The 17,382-nt window shown below is 63.6% G+C and carries 22 protein-coding genes and 1 pseudogene; 7 read left to right on the forward strand and 16 right to left on the reverse strand.

The window, feature by feature from the left end:
• Positions 1-298: 298 nt before the first annotated feature.
• Positions 299-652, reverse strand: coding sequence for an ArsC family reductase (locus NKH01_RS27155; protein ID WP_353023278.1), 354 nt, complete (start codon positions 650-652; stop codon positions 299-301).
• Positions 653-825: 173 nt separating this feature from the next.
• Here NKH01_RS27155 and NKH01_RS27160 point away from each other — a divergent pair, with 173 nt between their 5' ends.
• The gene (locus NKH01_RS27160; RefSeq protein WP_353023280.1) at positions 826-1,176 is read left to right on the forward strand and encodes an ArsR/SmtB family transcription factor; all 351 of its coding nucleotides are present in this window, start codon (positions 826-828) and stop codon (positions 1,174-1,176) included.
• Entirely contained in the window at positions 1,173-1,658 is a 486-nt protein-coding gene (locus tag NKH01_RS27165) for an SRPBCC family protein (RefSeq protein ID WP_502912682.1), read from the forward strand. The genes NKH01_RS27160 and NKH01_RS27165 overlap by 4 nt, the downstream gene beginning before the upstream one ends.
• A 17-nt stretch (positions 1,659-1,675) precedes the next feature.
• Here NKH01_RS27165 and NKH01_RS27170 read toward each other — a convergent pair whose 3' ends face one another.
• The 8 genes from NKH01_RS27170 to NKH01_RS27205 form a co-directional block, all read right to left on the reverse strand.
• The gene (locus tag NKH01_RS27170) at positions 1,676-2,008 is read right to left on the reverse strand and encodes a 2'-5' RNA ligase family protein (RefSeq protein ID WP_352682591.1); all 333 of its coding nucleotides are present in this window, start codon (positions 2,006-2,008) and stop codon (positions 1,676-1,678) included.
• Entirely contained in the window at positions 1,903-2,415 is a 513-nt protein-coding gene (locus tag NKH01_RS27175) for a hypothetical protein (protein ID WP_353023340.1), read from the reverse strand. Before NKH01_RS27175 ends, NKH01_RS27170 begins: the two co-directional genes overlap by 106 nt.
• 116 nt (positions 2,416-2,531) lie before the next feature.
• Positions 2,532-3,617, reverse strand: a complete 1,086-nt coding sequence (locus NKH01_RS27180) for an ABC transporter ATP-binding protein (protein WP_352885494.1) — start codon at positions 3,615-3,617, stop codon at positions 2,532-2,534.
• Positions 3,607-4,215, reverse strand: a complete 609-nt coding sequence (locus NKH01_RS27185; RefSeq protein WP_352548691.1) for a cupin domain-containing protein — start codon at positions 4,213-4,215, stop codon at positions 3,607-3,609. Before NKH01_RS27185 ends, NKH01_RS27180 begins: the two co-directional genes overlap by 11 nt.
• A 180-nt stretch (positions 4,216-4,395) precedes the next feature.
• The gene (locus NKH01_RS27190) at positions 4,396-5,466 is read right to left on the reverse strand and encodes an ABC transporter substrate-binding protein (protein ID WP_352789854.1); all 1,071 of its coding nucleotides are present in this window, start codon (positions 5,464-5,466) and stop codon (positions 4,396-4,398) included.
• Positions 5,451-6,329, reverse strand: a complete 879-nt coding sequence (locus NKH01_RS27195) for an ABC transporter permease (protein WP_353023283.1) — start codon at positions 6,327-6,329, stop codon at positions 5,451-5,453. The genes NKH01_RS27190 and NKH01_RS27195 overlap by 16 nt, the downstream gene beginning before the upstream one ends.
• On the reverse strand, positions 6,326-7,213 hold the full coding sequence (locus NKH01_RS27200; RefSeq protein WP_353023285.1) for an ABC transporter permease: 888 nt from the start codon (positions 7,211-7,213) through the stop codon (positions 6,326-6,328). The genes NKH01_RS27195 and NKH01_RS27200 overlap by 4 nt, the downstream gene beginning before the upstream one ends.
• A gap of 84 nt (positions 7,214-7,297) precedes the next feature.
• A complete protein-coding gene (locus tag NKH01_RS27205) occupies positions 7,298-8,581 on the reverse strand; it encodes an NAD(P)/FAD-dependent oxidoreductase (RefSeq protein ID WP_352850380.1) in 1,284 nt (427 codons plus the stop codon).
• Positions 8,582-8,806: 225 nt separating this feature from the next.
• On the opposite strand from NKH01_RS27205, the gene NKH01_RS27210 reads away from it, so the two are divergent.
• The gene (locus NKH01_RS27210) at positions 8,807-9,964 is read left to right on the forward strand and encodes a fumarylacetoacetate hydrolase family protein (protein WP_023716830.1); all 1,158 of its coding nucleotides are present in this window, start codon (positions 8,807-8,809) and stop codon (positions 9,962-9,964) included.
• 45 nt (positions 9,965-10,009) lie between these two features.
• Here the strand turns inward: NKH01_RS27210 and NKH01_RS27215 are convergent, their stop codons facing one another.
• The 3 genes and pseudogenes from NKH01_RS27215 to NKH01_RS27225 form a co-directional block, all read right to left on the reverse strand.
• Positions 10,010-10,393, reverse strand: coding sequence for a substrate-binding domain-containing protein (locus NKH01_RS27215; protein ID WP_023716829.1), 384 nt, complete (start codon positions 10,391-10,393; stop codon positions 10,010-10,012).
• On the reverse strand, positions 10,390-10,839 hold the full coding sequence (locus tag NKH01_RS27220; protein WP_353023338.1) for a type 1 periplasmic-binding domain-containing protein: 450 nt from the start codon (positions 10,837-10,839) through the stop codon (positions 10,390-10,392). Before NKH01_RS27220 ends, NKH01_RS27215 begins: the two co-directional genes overlap by 4 nt.
• 93 nt (positions 10,840-10,932) lie before the next feature.
• Positions 10,933-11,184 (reverse strand): annotated as a pseudogene (locus tag NKH01_RS27225) (LacI family DNA-binding transcriptional regulator); the annotation flags it as partial.
• Between NKH01_RS27225 and NKH01_RS27230 the strand changes: the two are divergent.
• A complete protein-coding gene (locus NKH01_RS27230; protein ID WP_352515654.1) occupies positions 11,066-11,356 on the forward strand; it encodes an AMP-binding enzyme in 291 nt (96 codons plus the stop codon). The pseudogene NKH01_RS27225 and the gene NKH01_RS27230 sit on opposite strands and share 119 nt — an antisense overlap.
• Before the next feature lie 6 nt (positions 11,357-11,362).
• Here the strand turns inward: NKH01_RS27230 and NKH01_RS27235 are convergent, their stop codons facing one another.
• The 4 genes from NKH01_RS27235 to NKH01_RS27250 form a co-directional block, all read right to left on the reverse strand.
• Positions 11,363-12,571, reverse strand: coding sequence for a CaiB/BaiF CoA transferase family protein (locus NKH01_RS27235; RefSeq protein WP_352588938.1), 1,209 nt, complete (start codon positions 12,569-12,571; stop codon positions 11,363-11,365).
• Complete coding sequence (locus NKH01_RS27240; RefSeq protein ID WP_352494012.1) at positions 12,571-13,062, reverse strand: MaoC family dehydratase; 492 nt, start codon at positions 13,060-13,062, stop codon at positions 12,571-12,573. Before NKH01_RS27240 ends, NKH01_RS27235 begins: the two co-directional genes overlap by 1 nt.
• A gap of 1 nt (position 13,063) precedes the next feature.
• Positions 13,064-13,300 (reverse strand): biotin/lipoyl-containing protein, encoded by a 237-nt coding sequence (locus NKH01_RS27245; RefSeq protein WP_023716824.1) that lies wholly within the window; start codon positions 13,298-13,300, stop codon positions 13,064-13,066.
• Between the two features lie 172 nt (positions 13,301-13,472).
• Positions 13,473-14,660 (reverse strand): ABC transporter ATP-binding protein, encoded by a 1,188-nt coding sequence (locus NKH01_RS27250; protein ID WP_352789871.1) that lies wholly within the window; start codon positions 14,658-14,660, stop codon positions 13,473-13,475.
• 246 nt (positions 14,661-14,906) lie between these two features.
• On the opposite strand from NKH01_RS27250, the gene NKH01_RS27255 reads away from it, so the two are divergent.
• The 3 genes from NKH01_RS27255 to NKH01_RS27265 are packed head-to-tail and all read left to right on the forward strand — an operon-like array spanning position 14,907 to position 17,370.
• Positions 14,907-16,040 carry an enolase C-terminal domain-like protein gene (locus NKH01_RS27255; protein WP_353023289.1) on the forward strand — a complete coding sequence of 378 codons (1,134 nt, stop codon included), beginning with the start codon at positions 14,907-14,909 and terminating at the stop codon, positions 16,038-16,040.
• A 39-nt stretch (positions 16,041-16,079) separates the two neighbouring features.
• Positions 16,080-16,877 carry an SDR family NAD(P)-dependent oxidoreductase gene (locus NKH01_RS27260; RefSeq protein ID WP_352494009.1) on the forward strand — a complete coding sequence of 266 codons (798 nt, stop codon included), beginning with the start codon at positions 16,080-16,082 and terminating at the stop codon, positions 16,875-16,877.
• Between the two features lie 19 nt (positions 16,878-16,896).
• Positions 16,897-17,370, forward strand: a complete 474-nt coding sequence (locus NKH01_RS27265; RefSeq protein WP_353023291.1) for a VOC family protein — start codon at positions 16,897-16,899, stop codon at positions 17,368-17,370.
• The last annotated feature ends 12 nt before the right edge of the window (positions 17,371-17,382 follow it).

Here is a 17,382-nt window from a genome sequence, read left to right on the forward strand (position 1 = left end):
CGGTGCGTGGCGTTGGGCGCGCGTGGATCAGGCACCGCGCCAAAGTAGCTCTCAAGGCAGGAAATGGCAGTCGCTCCTTCGCTCACCTGCCTCTCCAAAGAATCCTTTCTCAGCCTAAACTCAACCCCAAAATCGCCATATGCGATTCCCCTGCCCTCAAGGGGGGAGATTGGCAGCTTCGCCGAAAGCGCCCTTCTTTGGAGACTAGCGAAAGCCGAAGTGACATCCAATCTCCCCACTAGAGAGGGAGATGTCCGGCAGGACAGAGGGGGGCGCGACGGATCGCGGCGGGTCGGTCCTATTTCCCACGCACCGCCTGCTGATAAACATCAGGCTTGAAGCCGACCAGGATGCGCTCGCCAAGTTCCAGCACCGGACGCTTGATCATCGTCGGCTTGGCCAGCATCAGCGCCTTGGCCTTCTTCTCGCCCAGGCCCAGTCTGTCCTCCTCAGACAGTTCGCGAAACGTCGTGCTCGCCTTGTTGAGCAGAATTTCCCAGCCGACCTTGCCTGACCAGCCGTTCAGCCGATCCGCATCCAGCCCCTCGACTCTATAGTCGTGAAAGCGGTAAGCGATATTGTGGTTTGCCAGCCAGACACGCGCCTTCTTGACCGTATCGCAGTTGGTGATGCCGTACATGGTGATCGTCAAAACGCGTCCTCGCACCGGTCGAAGCTGACGGCACCCTAAAACCGCGCCTCTCACTTTTCCAGCGGCCTTGCCGGGCATCCTGATTTTTGCGCTTGCCAATAGTAAGGAATTTTCCTAACTATTTTCCCGAGCTAATTTTGGTCACGCGGAATGGCCGAGGCAAGGAAATGACCATGACGAGCCTGCAGACCGAAAGCCCCCCGCCGATCGACGGCATTTTCCGGGCGCTCGCCGATCCGACCCGGCGGCGCGTGGTCGAGCGGCTGAACCGAAGCCCTGCCTCGGTCAGCGAGCTTGCCCAGCCCTTCGAGATGGCGCTGCCCTCCTTCATCGAGCATCTCAGGGTTCTGGAAGGCTGCGGGCTGGTGCGTTCGGAGAAGGCCGGCCGCGTCAGGACCTACCGGCTTGCGCCGGAGCCGCTGACGCTCGCGGAAAACTGGCTGGCCGAGCAGCGGGCGCTGTGGGAGCGCCGTCTCGACCAGTTCGACGATTACGTGCTGAAACTCAAGGAGAAAGACAGATGAATATGGTCCCGTTGTTCCAACCCGATCCGAAGCTCGACCTCGTGCTCGAACGGACGATCGAGGCGCCGCGAGAACTGCTGTGGACGGCCCTGACGAGGCCCGAGCATGTCCGCCAATGGTTCACGCCGAAGCCGTGGATCATCACCGATTGCGAGATCGACCTGCGGCCCGGCGGTCTGTTCCGCACCCGCATGCAGTCGCCCGACGGCAAGGAGGTCAACGACAGGCGTTGCTGCTACCTCGAGATTGTTCAGAACGAGCGGCTGGTGTGGACCGATGCGCTGCTGCCCGGCTACCGGCCGTCAGGCGACCCATTCATCACAGCGGTCATATCGCTGCAATCGCAGGGCGAGGCGACGCGCTACACCGCGACCGCTATCCACCGCGACGAAGCCACGCGCAACAGCCACGAGGAGATGGGCTTTTACGGCGGCTGGGGCACGGTGGCGGATCAGTTGGCGGGCTACGTCAAGACGATCTGAGGGGACCCTGGCTTGGCTCACATTGCGGCCACGGAATCGTCGTGGCCGTTCAACCGCCAGCGCCCGAGCTCTTCGTACCGGCCTTGCCGGATCAGACTGCGGATGAGCACAAAGTCACGTACGGTCCAGCTGATCGGTTCGATCGCCCGTTCTCGAACCCTTTGAACCCGCAATTTGTCACGAAGCAATGTAACATGAGGTTCAAAGGAGCTCCCCACAAAGGGCTTCAGCGGGCTGTCGGCGATCAGGGCGGTAAGATTGCGCCAGAACGCTTGCAGCGGCGGGACGCCGTCGCTGCCACGCAGCACCAACGCACCGCCGCCGAAAGCCGACAACCGATCGAACGACACCTCAAACGGTTCGCCTGGACCATCGAGGCGACGTGGCGGGCGATTTTGACCAATTCCTCCGGCAGTCCATCATAGTCGCCGAGCCCAATAAGCGAGATGTGCAGGCGTTCCGCCGGAAACACTTGCCCTCGCAATCCCGATTCTCGCCGCCAGACGGCGGCCCGGCGTGCAAGCGGCACGGCGATCGTACTTTCAAGAAGAATGGCGAAGAACAGCCGGTCATTCCAGCGCCGATCCAGCTCCTGCCAGTTGAACACGGCTTGGCCGTTTTCGGTGATCCTGAATGCGGGCAGCTCATTCATGTTCATTGCTCCTCTAAAAGCCATTGCCGCCCAGCCAAGCAGAATAGAACAAAAAGGGAACAAGTCAAACGGAAATGATACGAGCGCCGGTACTGGCAGCACCAACGCTCGCAACCACATTTCGGTCGGCCGTATGTTGATGGCTCAGTCGCCGTAGCCGATGATGCCCTTGATCTCGAGGAAATCGTGGATCGCCCGGTCGGCGTATTCGCGGCCGTTGCCTAGCTGGACAGCATAGGGCAGTTGGCGCCACGGCGCAGGCTGATATGCGCCACGTCGCCGACGCTGAATTGAAAACCCTCCGCCCGGCGCGGCGCGTCGATCACCACCTGTGTCCCCTGCCCCAGCTCTGCATGAAGGCGCAAGGTGCGGCCGTGAAAGACGATGCTGTTCACCCGCACCGGTGCAGTACCGGCCGCGGCCTCTGTCGTCGCCAAAAGGTCCTCCGGACGCACGCCGATGGTGCGCACCGTGCCCTCGCCAGGCAGTTCGCCCGTCTCCGAAACCGCTTCCAGCGGCAGGGCGCCGGCGGCGAACCGCAAGCGCTCGCCGTCACGGCCGACGAAGCGCGACTGCAGAAGGTTCATCGTGCCGATGAAGCTGGCAACGAATTTGGTGGCGGGCCGGTCGTAGAGGGTCGCCGGCGGCGCAATCTGCTCGATGCGGCCTTTGTTCATGACGACGATGCGATCAGAGATCGACAGCGCCTCGGTCTGGTCGTGCGTGACCATGACGAAAGTGGTGCCGAGGCGCGACTGCAGCCGCTTCAATTCGACCTGCATCTGTTCGCGCAGATGCGCATCGAGCGCCGACAGCGGCTCATCGAGCAGCAGCACGCGCGGTTCGCAGACGATGGCGCGGGCAAGCGCGACGCGCTGGCGCTGGCCACCCGACAATTCGGACACGCGGGCGCCGAGCTTCTCGGCAAGGCCGACCATGTCGAGCGCTGCGCCGACGCGCTTCGCCTGTTCGGCACCGGCGAGCTTGCGCAGCGACAGGCCGAAGCCGACATTTTCGGCGACGTTCATGTGCGGGAACAGCGCGTAGTCCTGGAATACGGTATTGACCGGACGGTCGAAGGGCCTGAGCGCGCTGATGTCGCGGCCTTCGAGCAGAACCTTGCCGCTCGACGGGCTTTCGAAGCCGGCGATGACCCGCAGGCTGGTGGTCTTGCCGCAGCCGGATGGTCCGAGCAGGGTCAGGAACTCGCCGCGCGAAATATCGAGATCGACGGCGTCGAGCCCGACGATGCCGCCGGGGAATATCTTGGAGACCTTGTCCAGCCGGACGAGCGGATCAGGCGCCATCGCGAACCTCGGACGGTTTGGTCGTGTTGACCCACAGGATCTGGCAGCGCTCGCTGCCCGGATTGCGGAAGGCATGCAGCAAGGTGCTCTTGAAGGCGAAGCTGTCGCCGGCCTTCAGGCCGTATCTGGTCGAATCGACCACCAGCTCGACCTCGCCCGAAAGGACGAACCCGAATTCATGGCCTGCATGGGCGTAGGCTTCGGCGGTGCCGCCACCGGCCTCCACCGTCACCAGCATGCCGGTCAGCGTAGCGGCCGGCGGCGACAGCAGTGCCTTGGCAATGCCTTCCGACTTGACCGGGATCTGCCGCCGGCTGTTGGCGCGCACACAATAAAGATCGTTGCCGGCGTCGTTGCCGTCGGCGATCAGCGCGGACGGCTCGATGTCGAGGGCGGCGGCGAGCGGCCAGATCACTCGGACCCGCAATGACGACATGCCGCGCTCGATCTGGCTCAGCGCTCCGATCGAGACGCCGGCTTTGGCTGCAAGTTCGGCCAGCGAGAGATTACGCTCCAGCCTTAGCGCCCGCACGCGCCGGCCGACCCTGACGTCGGCGTCGTCCTTCGGCTTCTCAGCCGCTTCGTCCAGCATGTCCATTCGTTCGTCCTTGTTTGGTAAGGTTTCCCCTTCTCCCCTTGTGGGAGGAGGTGGATAGGCGCGAAGCGCCGAAACGGATGAGGGGTGTTGGGCGGAGTGCCGTCGGTGCCATCTGGAACACCCCTCATCCGTCGCCTTCGGCGACACCTTCTCCCACAAGGGGAGAAGGAAGAAGCAGGCTCAGCCGCCCGCCTTGACCTTCTCGAACATCTTGGCGAGTTCATCATTCTGTTTCATCGGCCCGGTGAAGATGGTGGTCTTCAGCATCACTTCCGGATCGGACGGCAGCTGCAATTTCTCCAGCTCCTCCTTCGGCACGGCAGCGAAAGCCGAGCTGGTCGAGCTGCCATACCCATAGGCCTGGATCAGGTATTTGCCCGAGTCCGTTTCCAGCCGGCTGTTGATGAAGTCATAGGCGAGGTCGACGTTCTTTGCGTCCTTGAGCATGACGAAACCGCAAGCCCAGGTCAGCATGCCTTCCTTCGGCTTCATGAACTCGACAGGCACGCCTTGCTTCTTCAGCGACGTGGCCGAGGCATTCCAGGTCATGGCGGCGACCAACTGCCCGCTCGCCAGCGCCTGTTCAACCGATGTCATGTCCGTGGTATAGTTCGAGAGCAGCGGGCGCTGCTCGCGCAGTTTCTCCGCAACCTTGTCCATCTGTTCCGCCGTCATGTCGAATGGATTGACGCCGGCAAGAAGGGCCGCCACCACCGGCGTGTCGTGGACGGCATCGATGGTCGCCATGCGCCCGGCATATTGCTTGTCCCAGAGCAGGCTCCAGCTCGCTTCCGGGTTCTTCACCAGATCGGTGCGGTAGAGAATCGAGGTGTTGCCCCAGTCCCATGGCACCATCCAGACCTTGCCGTCGCCGGCCTGCAGGTCGGGCAGGTTCTTGAAGACCGGGAAGATCGAATCCCAGTTCTTGATGCGCTTGGTGTCGATCGGCTGCAGCAGGCCTTCCTTGTTCCAGCGCGCCACCTTGTCATAGCATGGGTGCGCGACATCGGGGCGGAAGCCAGCCTTGACCTTGGTGAAAGCGTCATCGTCGTCGCCGAACATCGAGGCTTCTACACCATCCGGGTGCGCGGCGAGGAAGCTCTTGTTGAAGTCGGGCAGTTCATAGCCCGACCAGGTGAAATATTGCAGCTTGTCGCCGGCAAAGGCGACAGTCGACGCAAGCGCCAGCGCGAAGGCGGCCAGTCCGGTTTTCGCTGTCTTTGTCGTTATCGATTTCAGGTCGAATGCCATTGCAGTTCTCCTCTTTCGGTTTCTTCTGGTTTTGACGGGCTGGCGGGCGCTGGCCGCTGAGCGGCGGCATGCCCGCGATGGCGCAGGATTTCGGCGAGTGCGGCGATGACGAAGGACACGGCCAGGATTGCCGTGCCCAGCGCCATGACGGTCGGCAGCGATTTCGGAAAGCGCAGCTGGCTCCAGATATAAAGCGGCAGCGTCGGCTCGGTGCCGGCGAGGAAGAAGGCGACGATGAACTCGTCGAACGAGGTCAGGAAGGCCAGCATGAACGCCGAAATCATGGCGGGCAGGCTGAGTGGCAGCATCACCCGCCTGAAGGTCGTCCAGTCGGAGGCGCCGAGGTCGAGTGCTGCCTCACGGATGGTCTTCGGAATGGCGGCGAAGCGGCTGCGCATGACCACCACCGTCGTCGGCAGCGCCATCAATATGTGGCCGAGCACAATGGCAATGCGCGACGGCCCAAAGCCGGCGAGGTTGACCAGGATGAGCAGCGATATGCCGACGATGACGCCTGGGATCAGGATCGGCAGCCGGGCAATGGCACTGATCGTGGCGGCCAGCGGCGAGCGGCCGTAGAGGTCCATATAGGACACGGTAATGCCACAGAGCGTGGCGCCGGTGGCGGCAATGGCGCCGATGACGAGGCTGTTGGCGAGCGCACCGGACAGCGCCGAATTGCCTAACAGCGTGCCGTACCATTCAAGCGTAAAGCCTTGCAGGGGAAATGCCGCCTGGACGGAATTGTTGAAGGAAAACAGCGGGATCAGCAATATCGGCAGATACAGGAACACCAGATAGGCAAGGACGTAGGCTCCCAGCCAGCCGCCGCCCTGCCTTGCATCGATACGCGTCCCGTTCATGTGCGGCTGCCGTATCGGCGGTCGGCGAAGCGCACCACCAGCACCACGGCGAGAATGACCAGCATGACGGCGACGGCGAGTGCGGCGCCGAACGGCCAGTCATTGGCCTTGCCGAACTCGGCCTGGATAAGCGTGCCGATCATGGTGCTGGCCGGGCCGCCGACCAGCGCCGGCGTGACGTAGTCGCCGACCGTCGGCACAAAAACGACGAGGGCCGCGGCCAGCACGCCAGGCATCGAATTTGGCAGCACGATGCGGCGGAAGCTGGTGAACGGTTTTGCGCCGAGATCGGAAGCGGCTTCGAGCAGCGATCTCGGGATGGTGTCCAGCGCCACATAGATGGGCAGGATAGCGAACGGCGCATAAGCGTGGGCGAGCGTGACAACGACTGCTGTCGGCGTATTGAGGAAGGCCAATGTCGGCTCCGACCAGATGCCGCTTTCAATCAGCGCCGAGTTCAGCACGCCATTATAGGCAAGCACGATCTTCCAGGCGAAGACGCGCAGAAGATAGCTGGTCCAGAACGGCAGGGTCAGCAGGAACAGCAGCAGCCCACGCCGCCGCCCGGCATGGAAAGCGAGATAATACGCAACGGGATAGGCGGTGACGACGGTTGCCAGCGTGACCAGGCCGGCGACGCCCAGCGAGCGCAGCGTCACCGTCCAGTACAGCGGATCGGTGGCCACAGTGACGAAATTCGCAAGCGTAAAACCGGCCCCCAGCAGCGAGCCGTCATTGCCGCGGAAGGCGAGGAAGAACACCAAGCCAAGGGCGAAAAGGATCAGCAGAAAGGTGACCAGCCCGCCGGGCAGCAGCATAGCGAAGCGGAAGCCCGGCGAAGACCGGGTTTCCGGCAGCGGCTGCGTTGCGGCAATGGTCGACATTGACTGTCCGTCGAAATTTGAAATCGACTAAGCTTTTTTCATATTGGTGAAACTGTCAAGCTGTTTCACGTTTGGGAATGAAAGTCAGCGTTCGAACGCGTCCAGCATCCGGTACCAGGCGATGGTCGCGGCAACGCCGACCTGCCGAAACGCGTGAAAAGGGATCGGCCGGATCGGCGATATCGGGAACGGCAATTGCCTGGTGTCGCCGCTCGACAGATAGGAGGCGATGCGCTCGCCAAGCGCGGTCATCAGGCCGATGCCGCGGCCCTGGCAGCCGACGACCGCCAGGAGACCCTTCTCTGGCTCGTGGATATGCGGGAGATGGTCCGGCGTCATTGCCACCCTGCCGAACCACCGCTTTTCAATGGCAATGTCTGACAGCGCCGGATAAAGCCGCAGCAGAGCGCGTTCAAGATGCGCCCAGTCGGCCGGGCCGTTCGGCAAAGCCATGCGGCCGCGCCCGCCGAGCACCAGCCGGCCGTCGGCACTCTTGCGGTAATAGACGAGGATGCGGCGCGAATCCGAAACCGCCTGCCCTTCCGGCAGGATCGCCGCAGCGAGATTGGACGATAGCGGCGCTGTCGCGATCTGGAAGGAATGCAGCGGAACGATCGTCTCGGCGAGGCCGGGGAGCAGGCCGCCGGTATAGGCGTTGGTCGCCAGAACGACCACCTTGGCCTTCAGTTCGGCGCCGCTTTCCGCCGAAACGTGCCAAATGCCAGCATCCTTGCTGATCTGCATCACGTTCTGGCGTTCGGCGATCTTCACGCCCGCCGCGGCAGCGACGCGCGCCAGTTCCGACGTGTAGGCGAGCGGATCGATGACACCGGCGCGGCGATCGAGCCAGCCGCCGAGATAGCCTTGCGCGCCGGTCATCGTCGCAATCTCCGTCGCGCTCAGCAGCCGGACATCGGCGCCGCGGGCGCGCCACTGCCGATCCCGGTTTGCCGCCGCTTTTAGCGCGGTCTCGGTATGCGCCGCCTGGATCCAGCCATTACGGACGAACGGCACCGCCAGTCCTTCGTCGCGGATCAATTCGAAGACGGTGTCAGCGGTCGAGGCGGCAAAGTTGACGAGCGCTTCGCCGCGCTCCAGACCAAAATGCTCCAGCAGCCAGTCCGGATCGTATTTCAGGCCGGGAATGACCTGACCGCCGTTCAGGCCGGATGCGCCATTGCCGATTTCGCCGGCGTCCACCACCTGGACGGCAAGACCGAGCCGGGCGGCGTGCAAGGCCGTCGACAGCCCCATGATGCCGCCGCCGACGATGACGACATCGACGCGTCGGCCGGCTGGAAAAAGCGACTGGAACGCGGTTGCTGTCCGCGGCTTTTGCCAGATTGGATCGGAAAACCGTAAGCGCAAGCGTCACCTGGAGATTTCAGTAAGTGAAAACCCTAGCGACGGTTTCATTATTTTGAAAGAGCGTTTTCCATGGCCATTGGCGCACGTCAGGCTCGATCAAGGTCCAGCGATGCGAAGACCGCTGGAAAGAATTGACAAAGCTCACCCTGGAAGCGGGATAGACGTTTGGCGGGAATTTGTTGAAAGTGCCGCGGCCAAAGGACAAGACAACAGGAAACGTAAGTCATGACGAACGCCACACATTTGCCCGCCGAGGGCCTCTTCGTAGGCCGCGCCCGGACGAGCGATGCTTCCCATCCGCTGGTGGTCACGGTGCGCGACGGCACGGTCTTCGACATCACGTCAAATGTGGCACCGACCGTACGCGACATTTGCGAATTGCCGGATCCGGCAGGACACGTCCGCTCGGCCAAGGGGCGGCCGATCGGCCCGCTCGAAGCCATTGCCGCCAACAGTTTCGAGACAGCGCGCGATCCGGGAACGCCGTACCTGCTGTCCCCCGTCGACCTGCAGGCGATCAAGGCGTCTGGCGTTACCTTTGTCGTCAGCCTGCTCGAGCGCGTCATCGAGGAACAGGCGCGCGGCTCGGCGGAGAAGGCGGACGCCATTCGAGCCGACATCGCCGGGCTGATCGGCCACGATCTGTCGAAGCTCAAACCCGGCTCGCCGGAAGCGATGGAGATCAAGGCCAAGCTGATCGCGCGCGGCGCCTGGTCGCAATATCTGGAAGTCGGCATCGGGCCCGATGCCGAGATCTTCACCAAATGCCAGCCGATGGCCTCGGTCGGCTTCGGCGCCGATGTTGGCCTGCATCCGGTTTCGACATGGAACAATCCGGAGCCGGAGATCGCCATGATTGCCGCCAGCAGCGGCAGGATTGTCGGGGCGACGATCGGCAACGACGTCAATCTGCGCGACGTCGAGGGACGCTCGGCGCTCCTGCTCGGCAAAGCCAAGGACAACAACGCTTCGGCAGCACTTGGCCCCTTTATCCGGCTGTTCGACGAGACATTTTCCATCGGCGACGTGAAGAAGGCGGTCGTACGGCTGAAGGTCGAGGGCGAGGACGGGTTCTCGCTGGAGGGCGCCAGTTCGATGGCCGAGATCAGCCGTTCGCCGGAAGAGCTGGTCGCAGCCGCCATGGGGCCGCACCACCAGTACCCGGACGGGCTCGCGCTCTATCTCGGCACGATGTTCGTGCCGTCGAAGGATCGCGGCGAAAAAGGCAAGGGTTTTACCCACAAGGTCGGCGACATCGTCACCATCTCGTCGGAGAAGTTCGGCGCCTTGGTCAACCGCGTGCGGCTGTCACCCGACTGCCCGCACTGGACCTATGGCGCCAGCCATCTGATGCGCGACCTCGCCAGAGCCGACCTGATCTGAATAGAGAACGATCCAATTCGGCAGTAACCAGGCCGTGAACCGCCTCTATTTCGGGACGGGCAAGCAGGAGCCGCCGAGGATCAGATGGGTCGGAAAGGCGATGCGTTGCGCCGGCCGCTCGCTCTGGCCGCCGAGCCGCTCCAGCAGAAGCTGTGCCGCGGTGCGGCCGATCTCCTCGACGGCCCGGTCGATGAGCGTGATCGGGCAGGGATAAAGCAACGCGACGTCCGACCTGTCGCAGCCAATCAGCGAGATATCGCCCGGGACCGAAACGCCTTGCTGCTGGATGGCGCGCAGCACGCCGACCAGAATGCGGTTGCCGGCGGCGATGATGGCGGTTGGACGCTCCTTCATCTGCAACAGGGCGGTGGCCTCGCGGAAACCGAAGTCCACCGAGAGGCTTTGCGAGCGGATCAGATCCTGCGTCACCGGCAGGCCGCTGCGCTGGAACGCCTCGACGAAGCGCGCACCCGTTCACGGCCCGGCCTGATGTCGCTGCCGGCCGTGATGATGGCAATGCGACGGTGCCCGAGTTCGATCAGATAGCTTGTCGCCTGCCGTAACCCGGTGGCGTGCTCGGTCAGCACCGCGTCGATCTCGAGCGGAACGTCGCGATCGAGCAGTGCTGATGGAATCCGCAACTCCTTCAAGCGCTTGATGGTGCGCGCATCCTGTTCGTTGTTAATGGTCATGATCATGCCGTCGGCCCGCCCATGCTGCAGCATGCCGATCGCCGCCGCCTCCTCGGTGGCGCGGCCGTTGGTGCTCATCAGGTAAAGCGAATAGCCGCGCTGGCGCATTTCCGCGTCCACCGCCTTGAAGCAACTGGCATGCCAGGGACTGGCAATGTCGTCGATGACGAAACCAACCGTCATGGTGTTTCGACGGCGCATGTTCTGGGCGCGCGAATCGGGCTGGAAGCCGAGCGACTGGATTGCCGCGCGTACCTTCCCCAACGTCTCCGGCCTGACAGTCTCAGGCGCGTTCAAGCTCCGTGAAACGGTTCCGACGGACACGCCGGAAACGCGCGCCACGTCGCGTATTGTCGCCGCCAGAATCCGGGTTTTCCATGTCGCGAAACTGAAAATCGAACGCGACATGATGAATGCTGGCGACTTCCGCGTCTCGCCGCTGGAAGTCGAGGCAGCGCTTGCGCCCTGCCCCGGCGTCGCCGAGATCGCCGTTGCCGAACACCGGGTGCGCGACGATGTCTCGGTCATCGCGGCCTATGTCGTGCGCAAGGCAGGCGTCAGCGTCAGCGCCGAAGATATCGTCGCCCTGGCGGGGCAAAGGCTCGCCGCCTACAAACGGCCGAAACAGGTGTTCTTCGTGCCGAGCCTGCCGCGCAGCGCCAACGGCAAATTGCTGCGCCGAAATCTCGCGCCGGACTGAAGTGGTTCAGGTCTTCTGCGTCGGCTTCTTTGCGGCTCCCCGACCCCCAGCGAAGCGGGCGAGCACCGCCTCGGTATCGGCGTCGAACGGACGGCCCTGATGACGCAGGCGGCCGGGTGTCTTCGACATGCCGGCAACGACATTCTGCATCACCACGCCGTCCACTTCGGCGATCATACCGCGGGCGCGGAAATGCTCGTCGTCAAAGATGTCCTTCATGTCGAGGACCTTGGCGATTGCCGCATCGACGCGGCGGAACTCGCGCAGCACCTCCTCGGATGGCCGGCCGGCGACCCAGGCGGCGACATAGGCCTCCAATGCCTCGCGGTTCTGGCTGCGGGCCTGGAAGCCGGCAAAGCGGGGATCGTCACCGTGACCGATCAAGGCCAGGACGCGGCGGGCGACTGAATCGGACGAGCTCGAAATCGCCACCCACACGCCATCGGCGCAGCGATAGGTGCCGCGCGGGACGGTGTAGGGGATGCCGGAGCCGAGCCGCGGCTGCAGATAGCCGAGATGGGCATAGGCGGACGGTAACGGCCCCATGATCTGGAACATCGAGTTGAGCAGATTGACGTCGACTGTCTGGCCTTCGCCTGTCCGCTCGGCATGACGCAGCGCCGCCAGTGCCGCAAAGGCGCCGACAAGGGCGGTGACTTCGTCGGTCATGGCGATCGGCGGCAGAAGCGGCGGGCCCCCGGCCTCGCCGAGGAGCCCGGAAAACCCACTCATCGCCTCGGCAATCGTGGCGAAGCCCGGATGCATGGCATAGGGACCATCCTGGCCGAAACCGGTGATGCGCAGGATCACCAGCCTGGGATTGCGGCGCAGCAGTTCGTCCGGCGCAAAACCCAGCGCCTCGAGCTTGCCCGGCCGCATGTTCTCGATCAGTACGTTGGCGTCGAGCAGCAGCGACCAGAGATTTTCCTTGCCGGTATCGGTCTTGAGGTCGAGCGCAATGACCTGCTTGTTTCGGTTGACCAGTTTCCAGAAATAGGAATCCGTTTCCCCCGGACCGGTCCACCCCATGCGGCGGGTCGGATCGCCGCCCGGCCCCTCGACCTTGATGACCTCCGCGCCGAAATCAGCAAGATAACGGCCGGCACCCGGCCCGGCTACGACGGTGGCCAGCTCGATGACGCGGACGCCGTCGAGCGGCCCCGACGCTTCGGCCTTCGGCACGGTCTTGGTCGCTGGCGGAGCCGGCTTGTCCATCACGCGTCCTTCCCGGGGCGCAGCGGCAGCAGGACCGAGCGCGTGAATGTGCAGACTTTGAGCCGGTCCTGGTTGAACCCATCCGTGCGAACGGTCAAAACCCCCTCGCCCTGCCTGGAGGCGGATGGACGCTGCGCCAGTATTTCGGTCTCGCCATAGAGCGTATCGCCATGGAACAACGGAGCGAGATGGCGCAGCTCGCTAAGGCCGAGATTGGCGACCGCGCGTCCGGAAATGTCGGGTACGCTCATGCCGAGAAGCAGCGAGTAGACATAGGTGCCGACGACGACATTGCGGCCTTGCGCCATTTCGGTCACGGCGAAATGGCGGTCAATGTGGAGCGGGCTGGCCGCCATGGTCAGCAGGCAAAAAAGGTGGTCATCGGCCTCGGTAACGGTCTTGCCCGGCCAGTGCTTGAACACGTCGCCGATCTCGTAGTCGTCGAGATACGAGCCAAACCTTTCGTCGCGGGCCGAATGAACCCTCGGCATGTCAGACCTCGAGCACCAGGGTCGGGGCGCCGGTCCTCACGTCATCGCCGACAGCGATCAATATCTCGATGACGGTTCCGGCGAAGGGTGCGGGAACTTCGACCTGGGTTTTGTCGGTCTCCACCGTGAAGAGGGTTTGCCCCTCGGTGATCTTGGCACCGATGCTGGCCTGGATTTCGCTGATGACGACTTCATCGACGGCATCGCCGACCTTGGGCATCTTGAGTGTGGAACGCATCGTCAGTTCTCCGTCCGCAAGGCGAGGGTTGAAGGAAGTCCGCCGGCTGGCAGCCAGGCTTCGCGGCGGATGGGCGCTTGAAAACACCCACTTCTTCGTTGCCAGACGACAAGACCCCCGCCAAGATCGAGCGCAAAGACTTCGGTGAAATTCGAGGCGGCACGCGTTCTCATCACAGCGCCTTGCCCGTGGTGCCGTCGAAGAGATGCGCGCGGCTACCATCGATGACGAGTTCCAGCATCGTGTCGCGGCGCGGCACCTTGTCGGCGCTGACGCGAAGCACGATCAGGCGGGCATCCCGGCGCACCAGCTCGGCCGGATCGGCGGGAGTGCCGATCGAATAATCATCAGCGGTGCGGATGACGACCTGGGGATTGGCTGGAGCCACCGCGATGAAGGATTCAGGTTCGAGCTGTTCGACCAGCTCGACACGGCCGGCCAGACAGCTTGCTGCCCCCCCGCTGGCCGAAGCTTCGCCTGCAGGCCGCCATGACAGGTGCTCCGGCCGGAGGCCGACCAGCAATGTTCTGCCGGCCGGGAGGTCGTGGGCATCCGACTTCGGTGTCACAACCAGCCGACCGTCGCCGATGGACACGACCATCTTGCCGCGCCCGGCATCGACTACCGTTGCCTCCAGGAAATTCATCGCCGGGCTGCCGATGAAACCGGCAACGAAAATGTTGGACGGCGCGTGATAGAGCGCGTGCGGCGTGTCGTACTGCTGCAGCGCGCCGCGCGAAAAGACGGCGACGCGGCTGCCGAGCGTCATCGCTTCGACCTGGTCGTGGGTGACATGGATTGTGGTGACGCCGAGCCGCGCATGCAGGCGGCTGAGCTCGGCGCGTAGCTGGACGCGCAATTTCGCGTCAAGATTGGAGAGCGGCTCGTCGAGCAAAAAGGCCTCCGGATCGCGCACAATGGCGCGGCCCATGGCGACACGCTGCCGCTGGCCGCCGGAGAGCTCGCGCGGCTTACGCTCAAGCAGATCGGTGAGGTCGAGAATGCGCGCCGCTTCGCTGACGCGGCGGTCGATCTCGGCCCTGGCAAATTTACGCAACTGCAGCGCGAAGGCGATGTTCTCGTGCACCGTCATTTGCGGGTAGAGCGCATAGTTCTGGAAGACCATGGCAATGTCGCGATCGCGCGGCGACACCTCGTTCATCACCTTGCCATTGATGCTGATCTTGCCGGTGGTGATGGATTCCAGCCCAGCGATCATGCGCAATAATGTCGACTTGCCGCAGCCGGACGGGCCGACGAAGACGACGAACTCGCCGTCCTCGACCTCAAGGTCGACGCCATGGACCGCCGAAACGGCGCCATAGAGCTTGCCGACCTTCTGCAGGCTGATCGATCCCATCAACACCCTTCCCTGCGCAACGGCCTGCAAGCAGCCAGGCGCGGGCGATGCAGGAGCGCATTTCGCACCGTTGGCGACTGCCGACAAAAGCGGTCCCGCACCAGAAATTGTGGCGCGAGACTAGGCAATTCGAGAATCTATGTCAATCGTTTGACCAGACCAGATCAATCGGTTGACCAAACCGCCTCGCGGGGCTATGGTTGCTCCGCTTTCCCGGGTCGGCCGGGGTCCTTGGGAGGGGATGGAATGCCTGGTCCTTCAACTATCGTCGATATCAGCGTCGCCGCCATACAGGGCCAATTGCCGGCGCCGGTGATCTTTGGCGACTGGGTGATGAAGCAAAGGGAATTCGTCGTAGTGCGGCTGCGCACGCAGTCCGGCCATGAGGGCTGGTCGTTCACGCTGACGCGGGATGGCGCCTGCGCCGAGCAGATCCGCAAGAGCATCGCCCCAGTTTATATCGGTACCGACGTTGGCGACCGCGTGAAGACCTTCAAGACAGCCAAGGGGCGCAGCTACGGTTCGCACAGCGCTGGCGTCGGCTTGCGCGCGCTGTCGCAGGTCGACCTCGCCGCATGGGACGCGGCAGCAAAGATAGCCGACAAGTCGATCGCCGAGTTCCTCGGCGGAACGACCGCGCCAATGCCGGCAACCGCGATCGTCGGCTACCCGCCGGCGCTGATGAACCCGCAGCAGATCGGCGAGCAGGTGAAAGGGCTCTATGCCGCGGGCTGGCGCCGGTTCAAGGCGCCAATGGGCGTCACGCTGGATGAATCCGAAGCGCGGCTGCGCGCCGCGCGCAAGAACGCGCCGGACGCCTGGCTCGGCACCGATCTGGTCTGGATGTTCTCCGATGTCGACGCCGCTGCCGCCTACGCCAACCGCCTCGCCGATCTCAATATGGGCTGCATCGAAGACATCTTCCCGCCGGGAAACGCCAGGAAGCTCGCCGAACTGCGCAAACGCGTGCCGATGCCGATCTGGCAAGGCGACGAACAGGGCGGCTCCTACTATCCCGAAGCGCTGATCATGGCCGGCTCCGTCGACCGCGTGCGCGTCGACCTGACCTGCATGGGTGGGATTACCGGCGGCCGCGCCATCATCGACGAGTGCCTTGCCGCGGGCGTCGATTTCGGTCCGCACATGTTCGCGCATGTGCACAGCCAGGTGTTCAGCGCCTGGGGCTTTTCCGACAAGCCGGTCGAATGGGGCGTGCCGTGGAGCGGCGTCGACCCCTATGCGGACAGCCTGGTGCAACCGGAAATCATCAAGGGCGGGCTGATGAAGCCGCTTCCTGCCAAACCCGGCTTCGGCGACATGATCAACCGGGAATGGGCGCTGAGCCAGCCGCACCAGGATCCCGACCACATTCTCGACTGACCAAAGCCGCCGTGGAGCGGCCTAGACACGGGCATAGCGATGACCGACGACCAGACCGTTCCCGCCAATTATGCAGCGGGCCTCTTCGACCTCTCCGGCCGCGTCGCCGTCGTCACCGGCGGCGGCAGCGGGCTGGGTGCCGCGATCGCGATCGGCTACGCGCAATTGGGCGTCACCGTCATCGTTGCCGACATCAACATGGCCGGCGCCGAAGCGACGCGCGCAACGATCGCCGAACAGGGTGGCAAAGCCGAGGTCGCCAGCCTCGATGTCACCAAGCGCGACCAGTGCTTCGCCTTGGCCGAGGCGGTCAAGCGCGGTCACGGCCATGTCGACATACTGGTCAACAGCGCCGGCTCGGCCTTCCGCAGCCCGGCCGAGGAGTTCCCCGAGGACAAATTCAACTTCATCCTCGACCTCAACCTGAAGGGCACGTATTTCTGCTGCCAGGCCTTTGGCGGAGTGATGCTCGGCCAGAACAAGGGCTCGATCATCAACATCGCCTCGATCGGCTCGTTCAAAGCCTATCCCTGGGCGAGCGCCTATCTCGCGTCGAAGGGCGGCGTCCTGCAGGTCACCCGCGCACTGGCGCTCGAGTGGCGCGACCGCGGCGTCAGGGTCAACGGCATCGGGCCGACACTGATGGAATCGCCGCTGACCAGGGCGGCGGGAGCGACAAGCTCGATCACCGCCGATTTCATCAAGGCGCGTATGCCGCGGCCGCGACTCGGCTTGCCGCGCGAACTGATCGGCACGGCGGTGTTCCTCGCCAGCGACGCCTCGGAACTGGTCACCGGCCATGTCGTCATGTGCGACGACGGCTATCTGAACGCCTGACCAAAGGAGCGCAGACGGAATGGCCAGGATCACGAAAGCCCATCACACCGGCTTCACCGTGCGCTCGCTCGACCGCTCGATCGCGTTCTATCGCGACGTGCTCGGATTCGAGCTGGCGTTCCAATGGAACCCGCGTGCGCCCTATATCGGCGAATTGGTCGGCTATCCAGAAGTCGACCTGCACAGCGCCATCCTGCGCCTGCCCGGTACCGACGTCTGCCTCGAGCTTCTGGAATACCGCAATGTCGAGCAGATTCCCGTCGACATGCATAACGGCAATGTCGGCAATGGCCACATCGCCTTCAACGTCGATGACCTCATGTCGTTCTACGAAAAACTGACGGCGATGGGCGTCAAATCCGTGTCGCCGCCGGTGACACCGACGATCGGGCCGAACAAGGGCGGCAAGGCGGTTTACCTGATCGACCCGGACGGCTTCCGCGTCGAGCTCATCGAAAGTGCCCAAGTCTTCGGCAGCTACAAACCGGAATGACGCCAGTGCCGA

Origin of the sequence: Mesorhizobium sp. M1403, assembly GCF_040317695.1 — a bacterium.
GTDB lineage: Bacteria > Pseudomonadota > Alphaproteobacteria > Rhizobiales > Rhizobiaceae > Mesorhizobium.